At 64.4% G+C, this 26,402-nt stretch carries 20 protein-coding genes; 2 read left to right on the top strand and 18 right to left on the bottom strand.

Annotated features, from left to right (window positions below; translation table 11 throughout):
- Window positions 1-161: 161 nt before the first annotated feature.
- The 3 genes from QMG84_RS04720 to QMG84_RS04730 are packed head-to-tail and all read right to left on the bottom strand — an operon-like array spanning window position 162 to window position 2,133.
- Window positions 162-602 (bottom strand): GNAT family N-acetyltransferase, encoded by a 441-nt coding sequence (locus QMG84_RS04720; protein WP_281930805.1) that lies wholly within the window; start codon window positions 600-602, stop codon window positions 162-164.
- On the bottom strand, window positions 599-1,375 hold the full coding sequence (locus QMG84_RS04725) for an ABC transporter permease (protein WP_281930807.1): 777 nt from the start codon (window positions 1,373-1,375) through the stop codon (window positions 599-601). The genes QMG84_RS04720 and QMG84_RS04725 overlap by 4 nt, the downstream gene beginning before the upstream one ends.
- Entirely contained in the window at window positions 1,372-2,133 is a 762-nt protein-coding gene (locus QMG84_RS04730; RefSeq protein ID WP_281930809.1) for an ABC transporter ATP-binding protein, read from the bottom strand. The genes QMG84_RS04725 and QMG84_RS04730 overlap by 4 nt, the downstream gene beginning before the upstream one ends.
- A gap of 243 nt (window positions 2,134-2,376) precedes the next feature.
- Between QMG84_RS04730 and QMG84_RS04735 the strand changes: the two genes are divergently transcribed.
- Window positions 2,377-3,687, top strand: coding sequence for an IS4 family transposase (locus tag QMG84_RS04735; RefSeq protein WP_281928760.1), 1,311 nt, complete (start codon window positions 2,377-2,379; stop codon window positions 3,685-3,687).
- Between the two features lie 185 nt (window positions 3,688-3,872).
- On the opposite strand, the gene QMG84_RS04740 is transcribed toward QMG84_RS04735, so the two are convergent.
- The 6 genes from QMG84_RS04740 to QMG84_RS04765 form a co-directional block, all read right to left on the bottom strand.
- Window positions 3,873-4,862 (bottom strand): ABC transporter substrate-binding protein, encoded by a 990-nt coding sequence (locus tag QMG84_RS04740; protein WP_281930810.1) that lies wholly within the window; start codon window positions 4,860-4,862, stop codon window positions 3,873-3,875.
- Between the two features lie 47 nt (window positions 4,863-4,909).
- A complete protein-coding gene (locus QMG84_RS04745) occupies window positions 4,910-6,244 on the bottom strand; it encodes a TldD/PmbA family protein (protein WP_281930811.1) in 1,335 nt (444 codons plus the stop codon).
- 3 nt (window positions 6,245-6,247) lie between these two features.
- Entirely contained in the window at window positions 6,248-7,789 is a 1,542-nt protein-coding gene (locus QMG84_RS04750) for a TldD/PmbA family protein (RefSeq protein WP_281930813.1), read from the bottom strand.
- Between the two features lie 170 nt (window positions 7,790-7,959).
- Complete coding sequence (locus QMG84_RS04755) at window positions 7,960-8,706, bottom strand: RluA family pseudouridine synthase (protein WP_281930815.1); 747 nt, start codon at window positions 8,704-8,706, stop codon at window positions 7,960-7,962.
- A gap of 24 nt (window positions 8,707-8,730) precedes the next feature.
- On the bottom strand, window positions 8,731-9,522 hold the full coding sequence (locus tag QMG84_RS04760) for an SGNH/GDSL hydrolase family protein (RefSeq protein WP_281930817.1): 792 nt from the start codon (window positions 9,520-9,522) through the stop codon (window positions 8,731-8,733).
- 80 nt (window positions 9,523-9,602) lie between these two features.
- Complete coding sequence (locus QMG84_RS04765; RefSeq protein WP_281930819.1) at window positions 9,603-10,625, bottom strand: acyltransferase family protein; 1,023 nt, start codon at window positions 10,623-10,625, stop codon at window positions 9,603-9,605.
- A gap of 193 nt (window positions 10,626-10,818) precedes the next feature.
- Here QMG84_RS04765 and QMG84_RS04770 point away from each other — a divergent pair, with 193 nt between their 5' ends.
- Window positions 10,819-11,619, top strand: a complete 801-nt coding sequence (locus tag QMG84_RS04770; RefSeq protein WP_281930821.1) for an enoyl-CoA hydratase — start codon at window positions 10,819-10,821, stop codon at window positions 11,617-11,619.
- Between the two features lie 456 nt (window positions 11,620-12,075).
- Here the strand turns inward: QMG84_RS04770 and QMG84_RS04775 are convergent, their stop codons facing one another.
- From QMG84_RS04775 to QMG84_RS04815, 9 genes are all read right to left on the bottom strand, one after another.
- Window positions 12,076-12,567, bottom strand: a complete 492-nt coding sequence (locus tag QMG84_RS04775) for a P-loop nucleotide/nucleoside kinase family protein (protein ID WP_281930823.1) — start codon at window positions 12,565-12,567, stop codon at window positions 12,076-12,078.
- Between the two features lie 84 nt (window positions 12,568-12,651).
- Complete coding sequence (rpoC, locus tag QMG84_RS04780; RefSeq protein WP_281930825.1) at window positions 12,652-16,827, bottom strand: DNA-directed RNA polymerase subunit beta'; 4,176 nt, start codon at window positions 16,825-16,827, stop codon at window positions 12,652-12,654.
- A 237-nt stretch (window positions 16,828-17,064) separates the two neighbouring features.
- Window positions 17,065-21,207, bottom strand: coding sequence for a DNA-directed RNA polymerase subunit beta (gene rpoB, locus QMG84_RS04785; RefSeq protein WP_281930826.1), 4,143 nt, complete (start codon window positions 21,205-21,207; stop codon window positions 17,065-17,067).
- Between the two features lie 150 nt (window positions 21,208-21,357).
- The gene (gene rplL, locus QMG84_RS04790) at window positions 21,358-21,735 is read right to left on the bottom strand and encodes a 50S ribosomal protein L7/L12 (protein WP_202072869.1); all 378 of its coding nucleotides are present in this window, start codon (window positions 21,733-21,735) and stop codon (window positions 21,358-21,360) included.
- 45 nt (window positions 21,736-21,780) lie between these two features.
- A complete protein-coding gene (gene rplJ / locus QMG84_RS04795) occupies window positions 21,781-22,296 on the bottom strand; it encodes a 50S ribosomal protein L10 (protein ID WP_202072868.1) in 516 nt (171 codons plus the stop codon).
- A gap of 510 nt (window positions 22,297-22,806) precedes the next feature.
- Window positions 22,807-23,088 carry a hypothetical protein gene (locus QMG84_RS04800; protein ID WP_281930829.1) on the bottom strand — a complete coding sequence of 94 codons (282 nt, stop codon included), beginning with the start codon at window positions 23,086-23,088 and terminating at the stop codon, window positions 22,807-22,809.
- Between the two features lie 86 nt (window positions 23,089-23,174).
- The gene (gene pheT / locus QMG84_RS04805) at window positions 23,175-25,586 is read right to left on the bottom strand and encodes a phenylalanine--tRNA ligase subunit beta (protein WP_281930831.1); all 2,412 of its coding nucleotides are present in this window, start codon (window positions 25,584-25,586) and stop codon (window positions 23,175-23,177) included.
- A complete protein-coding gene (locus QMG84_RS04810; RefSeq protein ID WP_281930832.1) occupies window positions 25,583-26,077 on the bottom strand; it encodes a hypothetical protein in 495 nt (164 codons plus the stop codon). The genes pheT and QMG84_RS04810 overlap by 4 nt, the downstream gene beginning before the upstream one ends.
- Complete coding sequence (locus QMG84_RS04815) at window positions 26,077-26,391, bottom strand: hypothetical protein (protein ID WP_281930834.1); 315 nt, start codon at window positions 26,389-26,391, stop codon at window positions 26,077-26,079. The genes QMG84_RS04810 and QMG84_RS04815 overlap by 1 nt, the downstream gene beginning before the upstream one ends.
- Between the last annotated feature and the right edge of the window lie 11 nt (window positions 26,392-26,402).

Below are 26,402 nucleotides of genomic sequence, written 5' to 3' on the forward strand. Positions count from 1 at the left end.
GGCTTGGTCATTCCCGCCGAGCTGAAAGCCTGACCGGGAATCCGAGCCCGTCATTGCGAGCGAAGCGAAGCAATCCAGAGCAGCGATGCGGCCCTGGATTGCTTCGTCGGCTCCGCCTCCTCGCAATGACGGCGGTGAGTCCCTGTGTGTCCGAACCGCTGCTACAGCGTTAAGCGATAGCGCACGAAATCGTCGGCTCCGGCGAATTTATCATAGAGCCGACGAGCGCGCGCATTGTCTGTTCTTGTATGCCAGTAGATGCGCGACCACCCCTGCGCGCGCCCGAGATCTATCAAATCCTGGATCAACGCCTGTCCCACGCCGCCGCCGCGAAGGCCAGGATCGACGAACAAGTCTTCGAGATAGCAGCTCGGCGCCATTGTCCAGGTGCTTTCGTGAAGCACGGAAATGGTAAAGCCGGCGATCCGCCCGTCGGTCTCGGCGATCCGTCCGATCAAAGGCGAGGAGGGATCGAGTAGCCGGCGTAAAGTATATTCCGTCACATCGGCCGGCACGGTCGACTCATAGAAGGCGTTGTAGCCTGCCCAGAGCCTACGCCAGTCTTCGGCGTCGGGCGCACGCATGTCTCTGACGATCGTCATTCACCCCGCTCCCGCGCGCTCTCATGCCAGCCGCGCAGCAGATAATAGGACAGCGCCGTTAGCGCGCCATAGATTGCGAGCCCCGCCGCCGAGATCAGCGCCAGCGCCGCGAACATGCGCGGAATATCGAGCCGGAAGCCCGCCTCCACAATGCGATAGGCGAGGCCCGATCCCTGGCCCGATGCGCCCGCCGCCAGCTCCGCGACAATGGCGCCGATCAGCGACAGCCCGCCGCCGATGCGCAGCCCCGCGAGAAATTGCGGGAGCGCCGCCGGCAGGCGCAGATAGATGAGCCTTTGCCATGGCGAGGCGTGATAAAGATCGAAGAGGTCTTGCAGCGCGTGATCGACAGAGGCGAGGCCGAGCGCCGTATTGGAGAGGATCGGAAAGAAGGCGACGAGAAAGGCGCAGACGAGCACGGCGTTATCCGGCTGCAGATAGACGAGCAACAGCGGCGCTATGGCGACGATGGGCGTCACCTGCAGCACAATGGCGAAAGGCAACAGCGCGCGCTCGAGCCACTTTGACTGCGCAAGGAGAAGCGCGAGCGCCACGCCGCTCGATGTGGCGAGGAGAAGCGCTTTCAGCGTCACGCCCAGCGTGACCAGAAGCGAGGAAAAGAGCAACTCCCGATCCTCGATCAGCCTCTCGAGAATTGCGCTCGGCGCCGGCAGAACATAGGGCGGAATGTCTCGCGACATCACGACCCATTCCCACACGCCAAGCGCTGCTGCGCAGACGGCGAGGGGGATGAATATATCGGAAAGTTTCACGCTTCTTCTCTCACCGCGTGGCCGAGCGCGCGCGAAGCGCGGCGCGAGATTTGGGCGAATGTGTCGCTCATCCTGAACTCGGCGTCGCGCACTATTGCAGGATCGACGTCGATCTCATCGATGATCTTTCCATGAGGCGTCGACATCACAATGATGCGCGTCGAGAGGAAGGCGCTTTCGAAGATGGAGTGGGTGACGAACACGATCGTGGCGCCGAGGTCCTTCTTCAAGGCGACGAGATCGTCATTGAGTTTGAAGCGCGTGACTTCGTCGAGCGCCGCGAAGGGCTCGTCCATCAGAATGAGCGCCGGCTCGGTGACCAGCGCGCGGGCGATGGCACAGCGCATTTTCATGCCGCCCGAAAGCTCGCGCGGCAGCGCATCGGCGAAATCGGCGAGGCCGACGCGCGCGAGCGCCTCCATCACGCGCTCTCCAGCCGCCGCGCGGCTCTCGCCTGCGAGTCGAAGCGGCAAATAGACATTGTCGAAGGCGCTCGCCCAGGGCAGCAGCGTCGGCTCCTGAAAGACGACGCTGAGCTTTTTACGCGCGCGCGGATAGGCCCAGGAGATGACGCCTTCGCTCGGTTGCGTGAGACCCGCGATGAGGCGCAACACCGTGGATTTGCCGCAGCCTGAAGGACCGAGCAGCGTGAGCGTTTCGCCTTGATAGATGTCGAGATCGAGGCCCGAGAGCGCGGTGACGCCATTGGGGAAAGTTTTGGCGATGCTTTGCAGGGAGAGGAGGGGATCAGTTCCCATGGAGCCCCCTCCCCAACCCTCCCCCGCTTTGCGGGAGAGGGGGCAGATTGTGGCCTTCATCAACAAAGTGGATCGCGAGTGTTCCCTCTCCCGCTTTAGCGCTATCGAATGCACACATCGTGATTGCCTCGGTCGGGTCTGTTTGATTCCGTGGGTCGCGTTTTGATTCGCGGGGTGGGGCATGGCGATTTCGTATGGACTGGGGCGGTTCGGCGACCGCCGCCTGGAAAAAGGGGGGTCTCGTTGCATCGGGGCCTCGTCGCGCGGCCGTGCGCGCGCATCCGTCGGATCGCCGGCGGGCGGCGGGCGCAGGAGGTGCGGCTCGCGCGCTTCCTGCGCAATCCTGCGGTGACCGCCGAGGAGATGGCGCGGCACGCCGCCGGGCTCACAGCGGCGCGGGCGGCGGGTCGCGACATAGTGGTGGCGCAGGACACCAGCGAGCTGGCGCTCGGCGGCAAGCGCGCGCAGGCGAACGGCTATGGGCCGGTCGGCAAGGGCGGCGGGACGCGCGGCCTTTTGCTGCACGCGGCCCTGGCGCTCGACGCCGGCACGGGCGCGCTGCTCGGCCTCGCTCATGCCGAGGTCTGGAACCGCGACACGGGGGCCAAGGTCGCGGCGCGGCGCTCGCGCGCGCTCGCGGACAAGGAATCGCAGCGCTGGCTCGATGTGGCGACGCATGCGCGCGAGGATTTCGCGGCGGCGAAGCGGATCACTGTCGTCTCGGATCGGGAGAGCGACATCTACGCGCATCTCGCGCAGCGTCCGGGCGGCGTGGAGCTGATTGTGCGCGCCTGCCAGAACCGGACGATCGCCGCAGACGGCGAGGATGCGATCGAGCTTTTGTTCCCCTTCGCCGACGGATTGGCCGAGGCGGGCCGCTTCGTCGCCGAGATCCCGGCGGCTCCGGGACGCAAGGCGCGCAAGGCGGCGCTCGCGGTCCGCGTCTCGCCGGTCACTTTGCGCAAGCCGCGCCACGGCGCGCGCGACTTGCCGGACGCGGTCGGCGTGACTTTGGTCGACGTGCGCGAGGTCGGGGCCGCCGAGGGCGTCGCGCCCATTCATTGGCGGCTTCTCACGACCCATGCGGCGACGAGCCTGGCCGAGGCGCGCCGGGTGATCGACCTCTATCGAATGCGCTGGACCATCGAGGAATTCTTCCGCACGCTGAAGACGGCGGGCTTCGAGATCGAGCAGGCCGACATCTGCGATCCGAAAGTGATGATCAAGCTGGTGGCGGCGACGGCGGTCGCCGCTGTGACGGTCATGCAACTGGTCAAGGCGCGCGACGGCGCGACCGACCAGTTGCTGACGGACGCTTTCGAGCCCGAGGACGAAGCGCTGCTCGAGGCCGTCTCGGCGAAGCTCGAGGGCGCGACGGCCCGCCAGAAGAACCCCCACCGCAAAGGCAGCCTCGCCTTCGCCGCCTGGGTCGTCGCCAGGCTCGGCGGCTGGACCGCCTATTACGGAAAGCCCGGCCCCAAAGTAATGCGCCAGGGCCTCGACGACTTTCGACGAATAAAGTTCGGAGCCGCGCTGACCTTCTACGATGTGTGAATCCGATAGCGCTTTAGCGGGGGAGGGACAGGGAGGGGGCAAAACGGCCGCGATAACGAATGCAACTAATCGAGGTCGGCGGGGATGCCCCCCGCCATTGCGAGCGAAGCGAAGCAATCCAGCGGCCCCATAGCGGCTCTGGATTGCTTCGTCGCTGGCGCTCCTCGCAATGACGGTCGTTGGTCTCACCGGCGCAACTCCATCCCGACCTTTTTGCCGATGAAGCGCAGCGTGTAGCCCTTCTTGTAATTGAGGTCGGCCGGAACAACTCCCGCCCTGGCCATCTTGTCGAAAAAGCTCTTCATGCGCGCGTCAGTCATGGCGCCGACGCCCAATGTCAGAGAGTCGCCAGAATCCACAATGCCGCGTTCTTTCATCTTGGCGAGCGAGAAGGCGATCTGGCCGTCGGTCATCTCGGGGTTGTCGCGCTTGATGGCGGTGTTGGCGCTGGCGTTATCGCCATAGATGTAGTTGTACCAGCCGATGATTGAGGCGTCGACGAAGCGCTGCACGAGATCAGCTTTCTTCTCGACCGTCTCCGCGCGCGTCTCTATCGTCGTCGAATAGCCATCATAGCCAATATCCGACAGCAAAAAGACGTTAGGCCTGAAGCCGGCCCGCATCTCGATCGCATAGGGCTCGGAGGTCAAAAGCCCCTCCTGAATGGAATTCTTGTCAGCGATGAAAGGCGCCGAATTGAAGCCATAGGGCTTCACTTTCTCGTCCCTAAAGCCATAGGCCTGTTTCAGCCACCGCCACACCGAGGCGCGCATGTCGCTGGCGATGAAGGCGGTCGCCTTCGGCAAATCCTCGAAGCGGTCGAGCCCCACGCCCGGATGCGACATGAAGATCACGGGGTCGATCTGGAACATGCTGGCGACGGTGACGATCGGCACGTTCTGCTGGATGGATTCGAACATCTGGATCGTATTGGCGCCCATGGCGAAATCGACGCGGCCCGCTGCGAGCAACAGCCGCGCATTGATCTGCGGCCCGCCCTGCTGGATCGTCACGTCGAGCCCGTAGCGCGCATAAGTGCCGTCGGCCACAGCCTGATAAAATCCGCCGTGCTCGGCTTGCGCGCGCCAATTGGTGGCGAAACTCACCTTGTCGAGGGCGTGCGCCGGCAGGGCAAAGAGGATCGTCAGAATTGCAATAAAGAGACGAGGAAACATCTGCTGCGGCGCTCCGTTAGGCCGTAGCAGCATATATCAAACCCGCCTCAGACGCCGCTGGATTTGGACGAGAAGTGGAACTTCTCCGCCAGCATGGGCGGAGCCGCCGCTGCGCCGCCGCCCCCCGCCGCGCGCCAAGTCCGCTCGGTTTTGCCCAGCGCGACGATATTGCCGAAGAGTTCGCCCAACCGCTGGTTGAAGCGCATGTTGCGCACCGGCGCGCTCACGCGGCCATTCTCGATGAGGAAATTGCCGTCGCGGGTGAGGCCGGTGAGCAGCAGGCTCTTCCGGTCGACCATATTCTCGTACCAGAAGCGCGTGACGAGCACGCCACGCTTCACCGAGCGGATCATGTCGTCGAGCGAAGCGTCGCCGCCTTCGACCACGAAATTGGCCGCGAAGGGAATGGCCTCCGCGTTGGTCTTCTGCGCCCATGCGCGCGAGCGATAGAGCGCGCTCACCACGCCCTTGTCGATGAAAGCGCGGGCGCGATGCGGCACGCCTTCCCAACCGACGCCGCCCTCCGGCGCAAGCGGATCGGCGGGGTCGACGCGAATCGTCAGCTTCTCGTCGAAGAGCTTTTCGCCGATCTTCGTCCCGCCGCCCGCCCGCGCATAGAAGCTGCGGCCTTCGTCGGCGGCGCGGGCGTCCATGGCGCTCATCACCCAGAAAGCGAGCTCCGCGACGGCGGCGGGTTCAAGGATCACCGTGTAATCGCCGGGCTCGAGATCAACGGGCTCTGCGTCATGAGCCGCCTTCGCGCAGGCGCGCCGCGCAATGCTGTCCGCATCGAGGCGGGCGCTGATGAATTCATGCGCGCCCGCCCAGCCCGACCATGTGTCCGTCTTGTTGCGCGCCGTCGCCGAAAGGTCGATCTCGCTCCAGCGTTCAAAGGCGAAGAGCCCGTTGCTCGTGGCGAGCGCGGAATAGCGCCGCGCGCCGGTCGCGCAGCCGAAAGTATCGACGCCCTGTCTGACGCCTTCCGCGATGACGCGCGCCGCTTGCGCCGCAAGCGCGTCGAGGCGAAAGCCCGATGCGTCTTCGTCATAGCGCGCCGAGGCGTCGTAAGTCTGCGGGCCGAGCGGCGCGACATAGTCGGGGTCGACCGGCAACATGCGCGCGATCTCCTCCGAGCGCGCGCGCGCGGCGTTAAGCGCATCATCGTCGAGGCGCGTCGTGGTGACCGCGCCGACGCGCCCCCCAATATGCGAGGAGATGCGCAGGCGCGCTTTCGAGGTTGTGATATTGGTCGTCGCGCCGCCGCGCGCGAAGCGCAGGCTATTGTCCTCGCCGCCGTCGATCTTCACCACGCAGGCGTCGGCGCTGGACCCTGCGATGATCTTCTCGCTGATGGCTTTGGCGTCGTCAGAAGAAAGAAGCATGCGTTACGCGCCAGGGCTTGTGTTGAGCACCCGCACATTGCGGAAGCGCGCGGGCGGGCTGCCATGTGAGACGGGCGCCACCTGCACGGGCTCGGCCTTGCCGCAGGTGAAGGTGCCGTCGAGATGATAGGTGCTCGCGTCGCCGAGCCCGTCGAGCGAATTCCAGAAAGGAATCGTGCGGCCCTGATAGGCGACGTCGCGCAGCATCTCGCCGAGCCTGCCGTTCTTGATCTCGTAGAAGAGCTGGCCGCCGAATTGGAAATTGTCACGCTGCTGGTCGATGCTCCAGCTTCCGGCGCCGACGACATAGACGCCGTTCTCCACGCCGGTCACGAGGTCGTCGAGTGTGCATTTTTCCGGGTTCGGCGCGAGCGAGATATTGGGCATGCGCTGGATCGGGAACGAGGTCGGATCATCTGCATAAGCGCAGCCATTCGAGGCGGAAAGGCCGATATGATGCGCTTGCCCCAGCGCCATTTGGAAGTTTTTCAGCACGCCCTTCTCGACGATGTTGAATTCGGCCGAGGCGGCCGGCGCGCCGTCGTCGTCATAGCCGATGGTCGCGAGCGCGCCGGGCTGCGAACGGTCGGCGACGATGGTCATCAGCTCCGAGCCGAAGCGGAGATTGCCGAGCATCGCCGGCTTGATGAAGCTGGTGCCGGCGAAATTCGCTTCCCATCCCAGCACGCGGTCGAGCTCGGTCGAATGGCCGACCGTTTCGTGGATCGTGAGCCAGAGATTGGTCGGGTCGATGACGAGGTCGTAATCGCCGGCGGTGACGGGTTTGGCCGTGAGCTTGGCGCGCGCCTCGCGGCCGGCCGTTGCGGCTTCTTCGAGAAGGCGGGCGCTCGTCACATATTCCCAGCCGGCGCCGCGCGCCGGGACCAAGCTCTCGCGCGAGGCCATGCGGTCGGCGGCGCGATCGACGGCGGTGGCGGTAAAGGAGGGATGCACGCGCGTGCGCGTCTGCCGAATGCGCGCGCCGAGACTATTGGCGAAGAGGCGCTCTTCACGCGCGATGGAGAGCGAGGCCGAGCAGAAATCCGCGCCATTGTCGCGCGCCGTAGCGCAGATGGACAAAAGCAGGTCGGATTTCTCCCGCGACGAGACCGATAAAGGATCGACGCCCATGGGCATGATCCATTCGGCCTCATGCGCCGGGAGCTGCTCCAGCTCGATCGCGCGCGGCTGGATCACCCGCATGGCCCGGGCGTTGTCCAAGGCGCGTTGGACGCCTTCCCGAATGCTTGCCGGATCGAGACGGCGTGCGCCATAGAAGCCCCAGGAGCCGTCGAGCAGCACGCGCAGCCCGAAGCCGCGCGACATGCGTTCGTCGAAATGTTCGAGCCGGTCATCCTCGGCTTGCGCATATTCTTGCAGCGTTTCGCCCAGGCGAATGTCCGCATAGCGCGCGCCGCCGCGCTTGGCGCCATCCAGCGCAAGATCGGCGAGACTGTCGAGCAAGGCGCGGTCCAGCGCGAAGCGGTCGCCGCTGGCCGTCGCGCGCTCGGGCGCGTCCCTGACAGGCGCATATGTCGGCGCCACTTCAGCTTCCTCCTAGGTTCATCCCAATCCTGCGCTCGGCGTCATTCCCGACGTTCGAGAAGCGGGCGATCGGGAATCCAGAGCCGGTACACGCTTGTTTTGGCTCTGGATTCCCGGTCAGGCTTCCAGCCCGCCGGGAATGACAAGGCCCAAGGCTCAAGCGCAGGGCATTACTCGGTTATATTGAGCGCTTCCGGCTGGTTTAGCAATTCTGGCGCCATTGTGGCGCTAGCGTTGCTGTCCTTCCGCCAGCCACAAGCGGCCATGGCCTCCAGCATATGCGCCGGCGCCGGCGCTTGCGTGCGCACGGGCTCCTTGCTGTCCTGCATGGGGATAGTGATTGCCCGGGCATGGAGATGCAGCGGCGGCGCGCCCTCGCGTCGTCCGCCCCCATAGATCGGGTCGCCCAAAATCGGCCAGCCCATCGCCTGCGCATGGACCCGGATTTGGTGCGTGCGGCCGGTATGCGGGGTGAATTCGATGAAGGACAAGCCCGCCTCGGGCGCGCGGCCGAGCACGCGCCAGCCCGTGCGCGAGGGCAGCCCCATGGGGTCCGGCTGCATCCACCAGCCGCGCGTGGCGTCGAGCCGGCCGAGCGCAAGGTCGATCTCCCCCGCGTCGCCTTCCGGCGCGCCTTCCACGACGGCCCAATAGCTCTTGGAGATGCGCCCGGTCTTGAAGAGCTTGCCCAGCCGGTCGAGCGCCTTGCGGTGGCGGCCCAGCACCAGGCAGCCGGAGGTGTCCTTATCCAGCCGGTGGGCGAGCGCCGGGGCGCGCGGCAGGCCGAAGCGCAACTGGTCGAAAGCGTCTTCGAGGCTCGGGCCCCCCTTGGGGCCGCGATGCACGGGAACGCCGGCAGGCTTGTCGATGACGAGCATCAGCCCGTCGCGGTGGAGCAGTCGGGAGAGAAGATCCATGAGCAGCTTATATCAGGGCGGCTTCTACCTGCGCGCCGCGTCGTTGCGGGCGAGCGTCATGGCCGAGCCGATGAACCCGCCGTATTTGTGATAGGCCGCGTCGGTCAGATGCACGCCGTCGAGCGTGTAATTATCTTCATGCCCCTCGAATTTGTCGATGAAATTATCGAACTCGATCGTCTGCAGCCGGGGATGATCGCGCCACAGCGCGACGCGATAGACGTCGTTCACCTGATAATCGCATCCGTCGTAGAGACAGCGGAAGATTGTGCGCTTGATCAGGCTGAAGAGGTTCGGCGGCTTGAACCAGCGTTCGTTCACGCGCGGGATGGAGACGACTTCGACCTCGCTCGCGTCCGAAAAATAATCGACGAGCTTCTCGGTGAACTCCACATAGGCGCTAGCGCCGATATGTTGGATCGCGTCATTGACGCCGGTCATCAGAATGACCTTGTCCGGCGCATTGCCCTCATAGAGGGAGTAGAGCCTGTCTTTTGGGAATTTCTTGCGCAGCTCCGCGTAGAGAAGGCGGGAGTTGCGGCCGTTGAAGCCGATGCTGCAGGCCCGCACGCCCCGGCCGCCCAGCCGCTCCGAGACGGTCCTGGGCAGGTCCGGGAAAATCTTGCCGTCGGAAGCCCAGGATTCGCCGACGACCAAAATCCGGTAATTATTCGGGCCGTCGTTGACGAGGGAGCAATCGACCGTCGGCGCGTCGGACCGCTTGAGGCTCAATAGGCCGAGGCCGGTCACGACGGCGAGGAGGAAGAACGCGCGCCGCAGATTTGGCAGCAGAACCGCAAACCTCAGCCTCAGCAAAGCGCCGCCCTCCGCTGCGGCATGACGCCGCAGCGGCCGGAAGCTATCAGCTTCGCGCGCCAGCCGCTACATCGACGAGATCACGCCGCCGCTGCTTGCGCCGCCCCCATCGGCTCGGCCGCCATGCGTCGGCCGGAGACCCAGGCCGCGCGCAATTTCCCGATCGGGCGGTCGATCAGCAGCCAGATGAGATAGGAGCCGGCGAGGATGAGGGCGATCGCCTCGGCGCTGAGCAGAAGGCGATCCATATAGGAGCCTTCGCCCGTCCCGATCGCGCCGATCACCGACCAGTGCAGCAGGTAGAAGATATAAGACATGTCCCCAACCATGCGGTCGGTCGAACCGGACGCCTGCCGCGTGGTGTAGATGGCCCAGGGCGTCATCAACACGGCGATGAACAGATTGGCCTTGCTGCTGAAGGCGAGCGCCGTGGTCTGTGTCGGGTCGAGATTTATGAAAAAGACAGACCCATAGGCCAGGAGCAGCGCGACGCTCGCCGCAAGCGAGCCATAGGCGAGACGACGCGAGGGCCTGAGGTCGTGGGTCGCCGCGGCGACGCCGATCCCGAAGAAGTAAAGGAAGGGCAGGACAGTCGCCGAGCCGCCGAGCTTGGGCGCAAACAGCGAGAGCGCCACGCAGCCGAGCACGGCGTAAAGGTTGCGCGAGACGAGGAAAACGACCATCGGCGCGACGAGATAGAACTGGACTTCCATATCGAGCGACCAGCCCGGCACATTCGCCTGATAGGGCAGCGAGTTGTAGCCGAGGATCATCACATTCGAGAAAAGCTGGTGGATGAGCCCGCCGACATTTTCCGGCGCGCCGCCGCGCCACCAGAGCAGCGCCCAAGCGATGGCCGAGCAGAGCGCAAAGACCGGCGCGACGCGCCACACGCGCGAGACGAGAAAGGTGACATAGGACCAGTTGGTCTTCGAATAGGTCTTCGTCCACATGGTCGCGACCCAATAGCCGCTGAGCACGAAGAAGATCAGCACGGCCGACATGCCGAGGTTGAACTTGGTCGTGTGATGCAGAAAGACCGACAAGGCCAGCGCCATTCTCAGCGCGCCGGGCGCGGCGAACTTATCCGTTGTGACCGACATTGCTGCTCCAAGTCGCGCCGGGATCGAAGCTGCCACCATTACGCGCTTGTTGCGCCGCGGCGGTGTGGCAAGAGGTCGCGAGGGGGCGCGGGCGCCTGCGGCGTGGGGTCGCAGGCGGCAAGCCCAAATGCTTGCGTGGATTGTCCGCGAGACTGGTGTTTGCGGCGCAAACCAAGTCCTGTACTAATCCGGCATGGCCATTATCTCTCCCACACCCAAGCTCCGCGTCGAACTCGCTCATGGCGTCGCGCGGCTCCTCATCGACAATGGTTCGAAGCGCAACGCCTTCGATCTGGAAATGTGGCGCGCCTTGCCGACGCTGATGGCGGCTTTGGAGGCAAAAGCCGACGCGCGCGTCATCGTGCTCTCCGGGGCGCCGGGGCTGCCCTTCTGCTCGGGCGCCGATATTTCGGAGTTTTCGACCGTGCGCGCCACGAGCGGCGGCGGCCGCGCTTATGAGCAGGCCAATGTCGAGGCGTTCGACGCCATTTCGTCCTGCTCCAAGCCGACTGTCGCCGCGATCAGCGGCTTTTGCATGGGCGGCGGCATGGGGCTGGCCTCGGCCTGCGATCTGCGCGTGGCGCGGGAGGGGACGGTGTTCGGCATTCCGGCCGGGCGCCTCGGCGTCGGCTATCCGCCCTCCGCCATGCGCTATGTGGTGACGGCGGTCGGCGCGCAACGCGCCATGGAAATGTTCTTCACCGCCCGCCGCCTCACGGCGCGAGAGGCGCTGGGCGCCGGTTTTCTTTGCCGCCTTCTGGATCAGGAGACCTTCGAGGGGGCGGTCGACGAGCTCGCCGAAACAATCGCCGCCAACGCCCCCTTGACCCTATGCGCCGCAAAGGCCGCGATCCGCGCCGCAGCGCAATTGCCGAATACGCCGACGCTGGAGGAATGCGAGGCGCTCGCCGCGAAATGTTTCGACAGCGCCGATTACATGGAGGGCAGGGCGGCCTTTCTGGAAAAGCGCGCGCCGAAGTTCACCGGAAAATAAGCACGCCATCATTGCGAGGAGCGTAAGCGACGAAGCAATCCAGAGCCACATCACGGCCCTGGATTGCTTCGCTGCGCAATGACGGCCGCGATCATATCATTTTCGTTTAAATAGCTCGGATTGCGGCTTGTCATTCCCGACGGGCCGAAGGCCCGATCGGGAATCCAGAGCCACAAAAGCGCTGGTTTGGCTCTGGATTCCCGATCGCTCGCTGCGCGAGCGTCGGGAATGACACCGAACCAATCAAGCGGATTCCCGGCGAGCTGAAAGCCCGACCGAGAATCCAGAGCCACTCAGAGCCCGTCATTGCGAGCGAAGCGAAGCAATCCAGGGCGGCGGTGCGGCCCTGGATTGCTTCGTCGGCTCCGCCTCCTCGCAATGACGGCGGTGGTTTCCTGTGTGTCCAAACGGCGCCAGCGTCGGGAATGGCGCCGAACCAATCGAGCGGATCTCGTATCAATCCTCGGAATAAACGATGACGTTGAAGCCCTCTTCCGGCGTCGGAGGGGCGAAATATCCGGTAATCCTGTCGAAAGCTTCGTCCGTCACCTGGAATTCATGGCCACCGTCGGCGTTGCGCTTCTGGAGGCGCGCCCGGCAGGTTGCGTCTGAAATTTTCAGATAGTGAAGCTGATGCGCAGCGCCCGTGTTTTCGAACAGGCCGCGCATCCATTTTCGGTTCGCGATAGTGTTGGCGGGGAAGTCCAGCACTACGGAAAGCCCGGCGCGCAGCAAATCTTCGACATGCTCGCCCATGGCGGCGCGGAGCCGCGCAGAATAGCGCGTATAGTCCTCGACGGTCCGCAGCTCCGGCTCGAACAGACTTGCCATCCACCTGTCCTCGCTGATCAGCACCGCTTCTGGGGACGCAGCGAGACGCCGGCAGAGCGTGGACTTTCCTGCGGCGATCTTGCCGCACACCAGATGAAGCGTCGGTTCCTCGGCCATGGTCGCCACTGTCGGGAGAAAGAATAGCTAAAAAAAAGGCCGCCCGTTTCCGGGCGGCTTCTGTTTCTCACGCGCTGAGCAGCGTCACTCCGCCGGCGGCAGGGCCGGGGCAGGTTCGACGCCTTCCGCGCGCTGCGTGATGATGAGTTCGTCACGCCCGCCGGCGATGCCGCGGTATTTGGCCATCGCCGCGCCGGTGCCGGCCGGGATGAGACGGCCGACGATGACGTTCTCCTTGAGGCCGACGAGCGGGTCGATCTTGCCGTTGACCGCGGCCTCGGTGAGGACGCGCGTCGTCTCCTGGAAGGAGGCGGCGGAGAAGAAGGACCGCGTCTGCAGCGAGGCCTTGGTGATGCCGAGCAGCACCGGAGTGCCGTGCCCGGGCTTGCCGCCGTTCTCGATCGCCTTGGCGTTCGCCTCTTCGAGCTCGAGCTTATCGACCTGCTCGCCTTCGAGGAAGCCGGTGTCGCCCGGATCGACGATGTCGATCTTCTGCAGCATCTGACGGACAATCACTTCGATGTGCTTGTCGTTGATGTTCACGCCCTGCAGACGATAGACCTCCTGGATCTCGTTGACGAGGTAAGCGGCAAGCTCCTCCACGCCCTTGATCGCCAGAATGTCGTGCGGCGCCGGATTGCCGTCGACGATGTAATCGCCCTTCTCGACGACGTCCCCGTCCTGAAGGTGAATATGCTTGCCCTTCGGGATCAGATATTCGACCGGCTCCGCGCCGTCTTCCGACGGCACGATGCTGAGACGCTGCTTGTTCTTGTAGTCCTTACCGAACTGCACCGTGCCGGAGACTTCCGCGATGATCGCGTGATCCTTCGGACGGCGCGCTTCGAAGAGTTCGGCGACGCGCGGCAGACCGCCGGTGATGTCGCGGGTCTTGGCGCTCTCCACCGAAATACGCGCGACAATGTCGCCGGCCTTCACCGTGCCGCCGGGCTCGACCGCGATGATCGAGTCGACGGGCAGCAGATAGCGGGCGTCGCCGCCGCGTTGCAGCTTGGCGACCTTGCCGTCCGGGCCCTTGATGACGATCGAGGGCTTGAGGCTCGCCGAGCGGAGGTTGAGGCGATAGTCCATGACCATGCGCTTGGCGATGCCGGTCGACTCGTCGACCGTTTCCGCCAGCGACTGGCCTTCGACGAGATCCTCGAAGCCGATGGCGCCGTCCACCTCGGAGATGATGGGACGGGTGTAGGGGTCCCATTCGGCGAGGCGCTGGCCGCGCTTCACCTGATCGCCGTCGTCGACCTTCAAGCGCGCGCCGTAGAGGATACGGGTGGCCGCGCGCTCCGTTCCGTCGGGGCCGAGGATCACCACGGCGACGTTACGCGCCATGACGATCAGATCGCCGTCGGAGTTTCGAGCGACGTGACGGTTGCGGATGTGAACCGTGCCTTCGAAGTTCGACTCCAGGAAGGACTGGTCAGCAAGCTGCGCCGCGCCGCCGATGTGGAAGGTGCGCATGGTGAGCTGCGTGCCCGGCTCGCCGATCGACTGCGCCGCGATGACGCCGACGGCCTCGCCCATATTGACGGGCGTGCCGCGCGCAAGGTCGCGACCGTAGCATTTGGCGCAGACGCCGTTCTTGGCCTCGCAGGTGAGGACCGAACGGATCTTGACCTCCTGAATGCCAGCCTTCGTGATCGGATCGAGATGCCATTCTTGGATCATCTCGCCCGCGGGCACGATCACCGACCCATCCTGCGCCTTCAAATCCTCCGCGGCCGTGCGGCCGAGGATGCGCGACGCAAGCGAGGCGACGATCTGGCCGGCGTCGATAATCGCCCGCATACGGATGCCGCCCGTGGAGCCGCAATCCGTCGAGGAGATGATCGAATCCTGCGCGACGTCGACGAGGCGGCGCGTGAGGTAACCCGAGTTCGCGGTCTTCAACGCCGTGTCCGCCAGGCCCTTACGGGCGCCGTGGGTGGAGTTGAAGTATTCGAGAACCGTCAGGCCTTCCTTGAAGTTCGAGATGATCGGCGTCTCGATGATCTCGCCCGAGGGCTTGGCCATCAGGCCGCGCATGGCGGCGAGCTGGCGCATCTGCGTCGGCGAACCGCGCGCGCCCGAGTGCGACATCATATAGATCGAGTTGATGGGCATATCGCGTCCCGCATCGTCCTTACGGACGGCGGAGATGCGCTGCATCATCTCCTCGGCCAGCTTCTCGGCGCATTTCGCCCAGGCGTCGACGACCTTGTTGTATTTCTCGCCCTGGGTGATGAGGCCGTCGTTGTACTGCTGCTCATATTCCTTGGCGGCGGCGCGCGTCTCGCCGACGATGCGCTCCTTCGTCTCCGGCACGACCATGTCGTCCTTACCGAAGGAAATGCCGGCCTTGAAGGCTTCGCGGAAGCCCATCGCCATGATGCGGTCGCAGAAAATGACCGTCTCCTTCTGACCGCAGTTGCGGTAGACGGTGTCGATCATGTTCGAGATTTCCTTCTTGGTCATCAGCTTGTTGACGACGTCGTAGGGAATCTTGTTGTGCCTGGGCATGAGCTGGCCGAGCATCATGCGGCCCGGCGTCGTGTCGAAGATTTTCGCCACGCGATTGCCCGCCGCGTCATAGGTCCAGCCGCGGCCTTTGATCTTGCTGTGCAGCGTGATCGCCTTGGCCGCGAGCGCATGCTCGATCTCGCCCTGATTGGCGAAGCACATGCCCTGGCCCGGCTCGCCGTCGCGCTCCTGCGTGAGATAATAGAGGCCGAGAACAATGTCCTGGGACGGCACGATGATCGGCTGACCATTGGCCGGGTGCAGGATGTTGTTCGTCGACATCATCAGCACGCGCGCTTCCAACTGCGCTTCGAGCGACAGCGGGACGTGCACGGCCATCTGGTCGCCGTCGAAGTCGGCGTTGAAGGCCGCGCAGACGAGCGGATGCAGTTGGATCGCCTTGCCCTCGATCAGCACCGGCTCGAAGGCCTGAATGCCGAGACGGTGCAGCGTGGGCGCGCGGTTCAGCAGCACCGGATGCTCGCGAATGACCTCGTCGAGGATATCCCAAACCTCGGGCTTTTCCTTCTCGACGAGCTTCTTCGCCTGCTTGACGGTCGCCGAATAGCCCTTCGCGTCGAGGCGCGAATAGATGAAGGGCTTGAACAGCTCCAGCGCCATCTTCTTGGGCAGGCCGCATTGATGCAGCTTCAGCTCCGGACCCACGACGATGACCGAGCGGCCGGAGTAGTCGACGCGCTTGCCGAGCAGGTTCTGGCGGAAGCGGCCCTGCTTGCCCTTCAGCATGTCGGCGAGCGACTTCAGCGGACGCTTATTGGCGCCCGTGATGACGCGGCCGCGGCGGCCGTTGTCGAACAGCGCGTCGACGGCCTCCTGCAGCATGCGCTTTTCGTTGCGGATGATGATGTCCGGCGCGCGCAGCTCGATCAGCCGCTTCAGGCGATTGTTACGGTTGATGACGCGGCGGTAGAGATCGTTGAGGTCCGACGTCGCGAAGCGGCCGCCGTCGAGCGGCACGAGCGGACGCAGATCCGGCGGAATGACCGGGATCTCTTTCAGGATCATCCATTCCGGGCGGTTGCCCGACTGGGTGAAGGCCTCGATGATCTTGAGACGCTTGGCGAGCTTCTTGGGCTTCAGCTCGGTCTTCGCCTCGGCGATCTCCTGACGCAGGCTCGCGGCGATGCCTTCGAGGTCCATCGACTCGAGCAGGCGGCGGATCGCCTCTGCGCCGATCATGGCCGTGAAGTGATCCTGGCCATATTCGTCCTGCGCCGTCAGATATTCCTCTTCCGACAGGAGCTGGCGCTCCTTGAGCGGCGTGAGGCCCGGATCGATGACGATATAGGACTCGAAGTAGAGGATGCGCTCGAGGTCCTTCAGCGTCATGTCGAGCAGAAGGCCGATGCGCGAGGGCAGCGACTTCAGGAACCAGATGTGCGCGACGGGCGCGGCGAGCGAGATATGGCCCATGCGGTCGCGCCGCACGCGCGCCAGCGTGACTTCGACGCCGCACTTCTCGCAGATGACGCCCTTGTACTTCATGCGCTTGTACTTGCCGCACAAGCACTCGTAATCCTTGATCGGCCCGAAGATGCGGGCGCAGAACAGGCCGTCGCGCTCGGGCTTGAAGGTGCGGTAGTTGATTGTCTCGGGCTTTTTGATTTCGCCGAAGGACCAGGAGAGAATCTTCTCCGGGCTCGCGATCGAAATCTGAATCTGGTCGAAGGCCTGCGTCGCCACGACCGGATTGAAGAGATTCATGACCTCTTGCTGATTCATGGTCTTCTCCTGAGGCGCAGCGGAAGCAGCTTCTAACCGGCTTGCCGTTACGCCGAAAATCTTTCCGCTCGATCCCTCTCCCGCTTGCGGGAGAGGGTGGCCCTCGCGTGAGCGAGGGTCGGGTGAGGGCCCTCATCCGTCATCGCCATAGCCCGTCTGTAAGGACGGGCGTCTTTGCAGACGCCCTATGGCGGCGACACCTTCTCCCGCAAGCGGGAGAAGGGAGGCATGTGTTGATTACTCCGCCGCCTCCGCGGCGGTCGGCGGCGCGAGCTCTTCTTCCTCGGGCGTCGCATTGGTGAGCTCGACATTGAGCGCCAGCGACCGCATTTCCTTGATGAGCACGTTGAAGCTCTCCGGAATGCCCGATTCGAAAGTGTCGTCGCCGCGCACGATCGACTCGTAGACCTTCGTGCGGCCCGCGACGTCGTCCGACTTCACCGTCAGCATTTCTTGCAGCGTATAGGCGGCGCCATAGGCTTCGAGCGCCCAGACCTCCATTTCGCCGAAACGCTGGCCGCCGAACTGCGCCTTGCCGCCCAGCGGCTGCTGGGTGACGAGCGAATAGGGGCCGATCGAGCGCGCGTGGATCTTGTCGTCAACCAGATGGTGGAGCTTCAGCATATAGATGTAGCCCACGGTCACCTTACGGTCGAAGGGCTCGCCCGTGCGTCCGTCGAAGAGCGTCACCTGACCGGACGACTGATGCCCGGCCTTGGTCAGCATGTCGACGATGTCCTTCTCGCGCGCGCCGTCGAAGACGGGCGTCGCGATCGGCACGCCGCGCTTCAAGTCCTTCGCCGTCTCGACGAGAATCGTCTCGTCGAGAGTGTCGATCTCCTCGTCCGGCCCATAGACGTCGGTCAGCGCGTTGCGCAGCACGCTCGCGTCCCGCGACTTCATATAAGCGTCGACGGCGCGAGCGACCTGCTTGCCCAGACCCGCGCAGGCCCAGCCCAGATGCGTCTCCAGAATCTGGCCGACGTTCATGCGCGACGGCACGCCGAGCGGGTTCAGCACGATGTCGACGGGCGTGCCGTCCTCGAGGAACGGCATGTCCTCTTGCGGCACGATGCGCGAGACGACGCCCTTATTGCCGTGGCGGCCGGCCATTTTGTCGCCGGGCTGAATCTTGCGCTTCACCGCGACGAAGACCTTGACCATCTTCATCACGCCGGGCGGCAGCTCGTCGCCGCGCTGCAGCTTCTCGACCTTGTCGAGGAAGCGGTTTTCGAGGCCCTTCTTCGACTCGTCATATTGCTTTCGGACGGCTTCGATCGAGGCCATCAGCGCGTCGTCCTCGATGACGAAGGTCCACCACTGCGAGCGGGGATATTCGTCGAGGATCGCCTGCGTGAGCGCCTGATCCTTCTTGAAGCTCTTCGGGCCGGCGATCGCGTTCTTGCCGATGAGCGTCTCGGCGAGACGCGCATAGGTGTTGCGGTCGAGGATGGCGAGCTCGTCGTCGCGGTCCTTGGCGAGGCGTTCGATCTCTTCGCGCTCGATCGCCTGGGCGCGCTCGTCCTTCTCGACGCCGTGGCGGTTGAACACGCGCACTTCGACGATCGTGCCCTGCACGCCCGGCGGCACGCGCAGCGAGGTGTCGCGAACGTCCGACGCCTTTTCGCCGAAGATGGCGCGCAGAAGCTTTTCTTCCGGCGTCATCGGGCTCTCGCCCTTCGGCGTGATCTTGCCGACGAGAATGTCGCCCGCCTGCACTTCGGCGCCGATATAGACGATGCCCGCTTCGTCGAGATTCTTCAGCGTCTCTTCAGAGACGTTGGGAATATCGCGGGTGATTTCCTCGGGGCCGAGCTTGGTGTCGCGCGCCATCACCTCGAATTCATCGATATGGATGGAGGTGAAGACGTCTTCCTTCACGATGCGCTCGTTGAGGAGGATCGAGTCTTCGAAGTTGTAGCCGTTCCACGGCATGAAGGCGACGAGCACGTTGCGGCCGAGCGCGAGATCGCCGAGGTCCGTCGAGGGGCCGTCGGCGATGATGTCGCCCTTCTTCACCAGATCGCCGACGCGAACGAGCGGCTTCTGGTTGATGCAGGTCGACTGGTTCGAGCGCTGGAACTTCATCAGCCGGTAGATGTCGACGCCGGGCTTCGCCGGATCGAGGTCGCCCGTCGCGCGGATGACGATACGGGTCGCGTCGATCTGGTCGACGACGCCGGTGCGGCGCGCCGAGATGGCGGCGCCGGAGTCGGCGGCGACCACAGCCTCCATGCCGGTGCCGACGAGCGGCGCGTCGGCCTTCACCAGCGGCACGGCCTGACGCTGCATGTTCGAGCCCATGAGCGCGCGGTTGGCGTCGTCGTTCTCGAGGAACGGGATGAGCGCCGCGGCGACCGAGACGAGCTGCTTGGGCGACACGTCCATCGCGTCGACCTTCTCGCGCGGGACGAGCATGACGTCGCCGGCGTGGCGGCAGAGCACGAGGTCTTCCGTCAGATTGCCGTCGGCGTCGACCGGCGCATTGGCCTGGGCAACGTGATATTTCGCCTCTTCCATCGCCGAGAGATAGGCGACCTCATCCGTCACCTTGCCGTCGCGCACGCGGCGGTAGGGCGCTTCGATGAAGCCGTATTTGTTCACGCGCGCGAAGGTCGCGAGCGAGTTGATGAGGCCGATGTTCGGACCTTCCGGCGTCTCGATCGGGCAGATGCGGCCGTAATGCGTCGGGTGCACGTCGCGGACCTCGAAGCCGGCGCGCTCGCGCGTCAGGCCGCCCGGACCCAGCGCCGAGAGACGACGCTTATGCGTGATCTCGGAGAGCGGGTTGGTCTGATCCATGAACTGCGAGAGCTGCGAGGAGCCGAAGAACTCGCGCACCGCCGCGGCGGCGGGCTTGGCGTTGATCAGATCCTGCGGCATGACCGTGTCGATGTCGACCGAGGACATGCGCTCCTTGATCGCGCGCTCCATGCGCAGCAGGCCGAGGCGATACTGATTTTCCATCAGCTCGCCGACCGAACGGACGCGACGGTTGCCGAGATGGTCGATGTCGTCGATTTCGCCGCGGCCGTCGCGCAGATCGACGAGCGCCTTCACCACCGCGAGAATATCGTCGCGGCGCAGCGTGCGCATCGTGTCGGGCGCATCGAGGTCGAGGCGCATGTTCATCTTCACGCGGCCGACCGCCGAGAGATCATAGCGCTCGGCGTCGAAGAACAGCGAATGGAACATGGCTTCCGCCGTGTCCATCGTCGGCGGCTCGCCCGGACGCATCACGCGGTAGATGTCGAACAGCGCTTCTTCGCGGCTGGAGTTCTTGTCCACCGCAAGCGTGTTGCGGATGTAGGGGCCGATGTTGATGTGGTCGATGTCGAGAATCGGCAGCTCGTCGAAACCCTTCTCGAGCAGCGTCGGAAGCGTTTTCGCCGTAATTTCGTCGCCAGCTTCGGCGAAGATTTCACCGGTCGACGGATCGAAGAGATCCTGCGCGAGATACTGCCCGTAAAGGTCCTCCGCAGAAACGCGGATCGCCTTCACGCCCTTTTCGGCGAGCTGGCGCGCGGCGCGCACGGCGAGCTTCTTGCCGGCTTCGAGAATGACCTGGCCGGTGTCGGCGTCGATCATGTCGGCGACGGCCTTCACGCCCTTCATGCGCTCGGCGTCGAAGGGCATGCGCCAGTTCTCGCCATCGGCCGCGTAGGTGATGGTCTTGTAGAAGGTCGACAGGATTTCTTCGCCGTCGAGGCCGAGGGCGAAGAGCAGCGACGTCACCGGAATCTTGCGGCGGCGGTCGATGCGCGCGTAGACAATGTCCTTGGCGTCGAATTCGATGTCGAGCCAGGAGCCGCGATAGGGAATGATGCGGGCGGCGAAGAGCAGCTTGCCCGAGGAGTGGCTCTTGCCCTTGTCGTGGTCGAAGAACACGCCCGGCGAGCGATGCATCTGCGAGACGATGACGCGCTCGGTGCCGTTGACGACGAAGGTGCCGTTCGACGTCATGAAGGGCATGTCGCCCATATAGACGTCCTGCTCCTTGATGTCCTTGACCGACTTCGCCTGCGTGTCGGGATCGACGTCGAACACGATCAGGCGCAGCGTCACCTTCAGCGGCGCGGCGAAAGTCATGCCGCGCTGGCGGCACTCGTCGACGTCATATTTCGGCTGCTCGAATTCGTAGCGGACGAATTCCAGCAGCGAGACGCCCGAGAAGTCGGAGATCGGGAAGACGGATTTGAAGACGGACTGGAGGCCTTCGTCGGGGCGGCCGCCCTTGGGCTCGTCGACGAGCAGGAACTGATCGTAGGAGGCCTTCTGCACTTCGATCAGATTGGGCATCGCCGCGGCTTCCCGGATATGTCCGAAGAATTTGCGTGCGCGCTTGCGACCGGTGAACTTGCGGGCCAACGTCTGAGCCATGTCGCTTTTCGAGCCTCTTGTGATGAGAGCGAATGGGGATTAGCGAACAGCGGATCTATCCGTCCTGCGCTGCTCGCTATTCGCCACTCCCTCTCCCGATGCGGAAAAACCCTCTCCCGCCGCAGCGGGAGAGGGGAAACAATCGCGAGCTTACTTGAGCTCGATCTTGGCGCCGACCTTCTCGAGGGTCGCCTTGATCTTCTCGGCCTCTTCCTTCGAAGCGCCTTCCTTCAGCGGCTTCGGAGCGCCTTCGACGAGGTCCTTGGCTTCCTTCAGGCCGAGGCCGGTGATCGCGCGGACTTCCTTGATGACCTCGATCTTCTTGTCGCCGGCCGAAGCCAGGATCACGTTGAACTCGGTCTTCTCTTCGGCGGCCGGAGCGGCGGCGCCGCCGGCCGGAGCAGCGGCGACGGCGACGGCGGCGGCGGCGGAGACGCCCCACTTCTCTTCGAGGAGCTTCGCGAGCTCAGCCGCCTCGAGGACGGTGAGAGCCGAGAGGTCTTCGACGATCTTTTCGAGATTAGCCATTTGTAGCGTCCTTTGAATTTGGTTCGATTTGGTTCTGCAAGCCTCTTAGGCCGCGTCCTTGTTGGCGTAAGCGCCGAACACGCGCGCGAGCTTGGCGGCTGGCGCGGTCGAGAGCTGGGCGATCTTGGTCGCGGGCGCATTGATGAGGCCCACGAGCTTGGCGCGCAGTTCGTCGAGAGACGGCAGGGTCGCAAGCGACTTGACGCCGTCCGTATTCAGCAGCGTGGCGCCCATGGCGCCGCCCAAAATCACGAACTTGTCGTGATCCTTGGCGAATGCCACGGCGACCTTCGGCGCCGCCACCGGATCGTCCGAATAGGCGATCAGGGTCGGCCCCTTGAGCAAGGGGCTGATGTCGGCGACGTCCGTGCCATCCAGAGCGATCTTGGCGAGGCGGTTCTTGGCGACCTGAACGGTGGCGCCCGCTTCGCGAGCCTGCTTGCGCAGCCTCTGCATTTGGGCGACGGTCAAGCCGGAGTAGTGCGCAACGACAACTGCGCCGGCCTTCGAAAAGACCTGCTGCAGCTCCGCTACGGCTTCTTTTTTCTCCGCTCTATCCACGGTTGCTCTCTTCTAACAGGCGGGAAACCCCGCCGGTTGCGACATGCCGCCCGCGGGAAGCAGGCGGCGCCGTAGATCCTGTCCCCGAAACGAAGCGCCAACTGGCGAACCGCTCCGGTTGAAGGGGCGCGAACCAAATTCGAAGGACGGTGGCGTTTCCGCCAGCGGCCAAAAATTTCGGTTTCCCCGTCTGTGCAGGCCGCCTTCGGACGACAGATTTCTCTGAGGTCCTCTGGGCGATTGAGCCGCTTGGAGTTGTGGATAACTCCGCGCCGGCGCCGGCAGTCTCGGACAGGACATGGCCGGACAGGACGCGAGGCTGAAGCCCCGGGTCCGCCGGCCTATCCACCGTCTTTCCCTTGAGCCATTGACAAAGCCGAGGTTCGGACGGAAGCTTCAAAACTGAGGTCGGGGTCGATTGCGTGTCTAGCCCCGGAACGGCCTATTTAATGGGGCTGCGCGCGTTTGCCAAGAGGCAATTTTGATCCCCTTGCCCCTCGGGTATCCGATCTAGCGCCTCCCCGGCGTAAACTCCATCCGTATCCGGCCGTGCGTGTGAAAACCCCGGCCGTAGCTCGATGCGGTTGCGTGGCCTGAGCTGTATTTCGAGGCTCCGCTCCTTCCGCCCTTCTCCCCCTCGCTTGCGACGCCCGGATAGCTCGCGCCATGCTGGCCCCGCATCGGGCCGAAGGAGGCGAGGCAGAGATTATAGGCGTTGGCGTCCTTGATCGCCTCGCAGTCGTCGATCTTGCGCGGACCGGCGAGGGCGGGGGCAGTGAGGGCCCCGACCAAGACCAATAAGGCGAGCCTGAAGGCTCGCGGTCCTTGGCTGCGTTTGGACCGCGCGCCTTTAGGCGCGCAACGAGGCAGAGTCGCGCTCACCGCAGCGTCGCCCCGGTCTTCTTGTTCGCCTCGGCGACGATTTTCTGCGCAACGGCCTCGATCTCGGGGTCGGTCAGCGTCTTTTCGCGCGGCTGGAGCGTTACGGCGACGCCAACAGACTTCTTGCCCTCCGGCACGCCGACGCCCTCATAGACGTCGAAGACGCTGACGTCGGTGATAAGCGCCTTGTCGGCGCCCGCGACCGCCTTGACGAGATCGCCCGCTGACGCCGAGCGGTCGACGATGAAGGCGAAATCGCGCGAGAGCGGCTGAAGGTCGGAAAGATCGAGTTTCGGCTTGATCTTCGTGGGCTTGGCCTTCGGCGCTGGCAGCACGTCGAGAATGATCTCGAAGGCGGCGATCGGTCCCTCGACGTCGAGCGCCTTGAGCGCGCGCGGATGCAATTCGCCGAAATAGCCGACCACGGCCTTAGGGCCGAATTGCAATGTCGCCGAACGGCCCGGATGGAACCACGACGGCCCGCCCGGGACGACCTGCAGGCCGCCGGTCGCGACGCCAAGCGCGCCCAGAAGCGCCATGACATCCGCCTTGGCGTCGAAGGCGCCGGCGCGCTGCGCGGGCGCGGACCAGTGTCGGCCCGCGCCGGCAAGACCGCGCCGGATGCCGGCGGCGGCGAGGCGCTGGCCCTTCTCCGAAGGGTCGATGAAGATTTGGCCGACCTCGAAGAGGTCCTGGTCGCCCAGCCCGCGCGCGGCGTTGCGATGCGCGGCGGCGACGAGGCCCGGCAGCAGGCTCGGCCGCATGTCGGAAAGGTCCGCCGCGATCGGATTGGCGAGGGCGAGGCCCGGCGCGCCGCCGCCGAAGGCTTCCGCTTGCTCCTTGGAGACGAAGGACCAGGTGACGGCCTCGACGAGCCCCTGCGACGCCAGCGCGCGGCGGGCGTTGCGGGCGCGTTTCTGCATCAGCGTCAGCACGGCGGCCGCGACGCCTTCCGTGCGCGGCAGCGGCGTCGAGGGCACATTGTCGACGCCATAGATGCGGACGATCTCCTCGACGATATCGGCCTTGCCTTCGATGTCCGGCCGCCATGTCGGCGCAGTGATCTTGGCGCGCTCCGTTCCGGTCTTCTCGACGGTGAAGCCCAGGCGCTCGAGAATGGCGGTCGCTTCCGCTTGCGTGACGTCGACGCCTGCAAGGCGCTGCGTTTCACTCCAGGGGAAATCGACCGCGCGCCGCTCGCGCGGAATCTCTCCGGCGATGATGAGCTGCGAGGCCTCGCCGCCGCATAGCTCCAAGACGAGCTGCGTCGCGAACTCCATCCCGGGGAGAGCGAAGTCGGCGTCCACGCCGCGTTCGAAACGGTAGCGCGCGTCGGTGACGATGCCGAGCTTGCGGCCAGTATGGGCGATGTTCTGCGGGTCCCACAACGCCGACTCGATCAGCACGTCGGTCGTGTCGTCGTTGCAGCCGGACACCTCGCCGCCCATGACGCCCGCGATGGATTCGACGCCATTGTCGTCGGCGATGACGACCATGGTCTCGTCGAGCGCATGTGTCTTCCCGTCGAGCGCCAGCAGCGTCTCGCCGGCGCGTGCACGGCGCACGGCAAGATTGCCCGTCACCTTATTGGCGTCGAAGACATGCAGCGGACGCGCCCGGTCGAAGGTAAGAAAATTGGTGATGTCGACGAGCGCATTGATGGGGCGCAGGCCGATCTCGCGCAGGCGCTTTTGCAGCCAGGACGGGCTCGGGCCGTTCTTGACGCCCTTCACAAGGCGTAGGCCGAAGAAGGGCGCGAGATGTTTGTCGTTTTCCGCGAAATCCAGCGTGACGCCGACAGGGCAGGGGAATTTGCCCTCGACGGGGAGAATGTCCTTCTCCTTCAGCACGCCGAGCCCCGCCGCCGCGAGATCGCGCGCGACGCCATAGACGCCCGCGGCGTCGGGCCGGTTGGGCGTGAGATTGATCTCGATGACCGGATCGTCGAGCCCCGCCCATTGCGCGTAGACGGCCCCCACGGGCGCGTCCTCGGGCAGCTCGATGATGCCTTCGCTTTCCGTTGCAAGGTCGAGCTCCTCGAAGGAGCACATCATACCGAGCGACTCGACGCCGCGAATGACGCCCTTGCCGAGCGTGATCTTCTTACCGGGAATATATGTGCCCGGCGCCGAGAAGACCGTCTTGAGACCGGCCCGCGCATTGGGCGCGCCGCAGACGACCTGCACGAGATCGCCCGCGCCTGTATCCACCTTGCAGACGCGAAGCCGGTCGGCGTTGGGGTGCTGCGCCGCCTCGACGATCTGCGCGATGGTGAAGGCTTTCAGTTGTGCGGCGGGATCGTGCACATGCTCGACTTCGAGGCCGATGCGCGTGAGCGTCTCGACGATCTCGGCGAGCGTGGCGGAAGTGTCGAGATGCTCTTTGAGCCAGGAGAGGGTGAGTTTCATCGTGCTGAATTCCGGATTTGCGCTCTACTCGCCCGTCGAGGTTTGCTGATCAAATTGACTGCAAGCAATCGTTTCGTTGCTTCGTCGAGATTGCGGATTTTTTCTACGGCGTCCCTGGCTCCGGCAATCAATCTGCGCACTTCCTCCCTCGAATGGCCGGACCATTCCGGGTCGTAATCGGCGCTTTCCCGCGCCTCTTGGAGCTCGAGAAGCACAGGGCTGAGCTGTTTGACAACTGACCCGAACGCTTTCTTGTCGCGGGCCTGCTGGAAAACTCGACGCAAGGCTTCGTGGTCGAGCGATCGATGGATGACGCGCGACGCCTGCCAATCAATCCGGGTTCCGATGAGCGTATCGGCGCACATCCAGGCGAGCGCATTAAACACCGCGTAGTAAGCCGACGACATAGCCCGCCGCAGGCTAGCTTGGCGCGGCTTGCCTTTGTCTCTTCCCGCGAGGTCGTCCGCTATGTCGAGGAGGTCATCGATCATCAGTGAGAATGCGTCGAATGAGGTTCGGGCGACTCATCGTCGACCGGGACATCATCGGGATGCGTGAACCTCATGTAAGGAAACCGGGCGTCACTGATTTCCAGCAGCGCGTCGCTCACGGCGACTCTCGCATCGATCGACTTATGAGCTGTTAGCGGCTGGTCGCTCCGCTTCATAACCACTTCCAAGAAGAGCGCATCTTCGTCAGCATGATCGAGACCCTCGCGAATCACGATATGATCGATCGCGGAAGGGCCGAGCGTTTGAATGAGAGCCTTTTCGATTGCGCATCTCGTTGACGTCGAGACAGTCATTCGACTTCTCC

Source organism: Methylocystis iwaonis, assembly GCF_027925385.1.
In the GTDB taxonomy this organism is placed as follows: Bacteria; Pseudomonadota; Alphaproteobacteria; order Rhizobiales; family Beijerinckiaceae; genus Methylocystis; species Methylocystis iwaonis.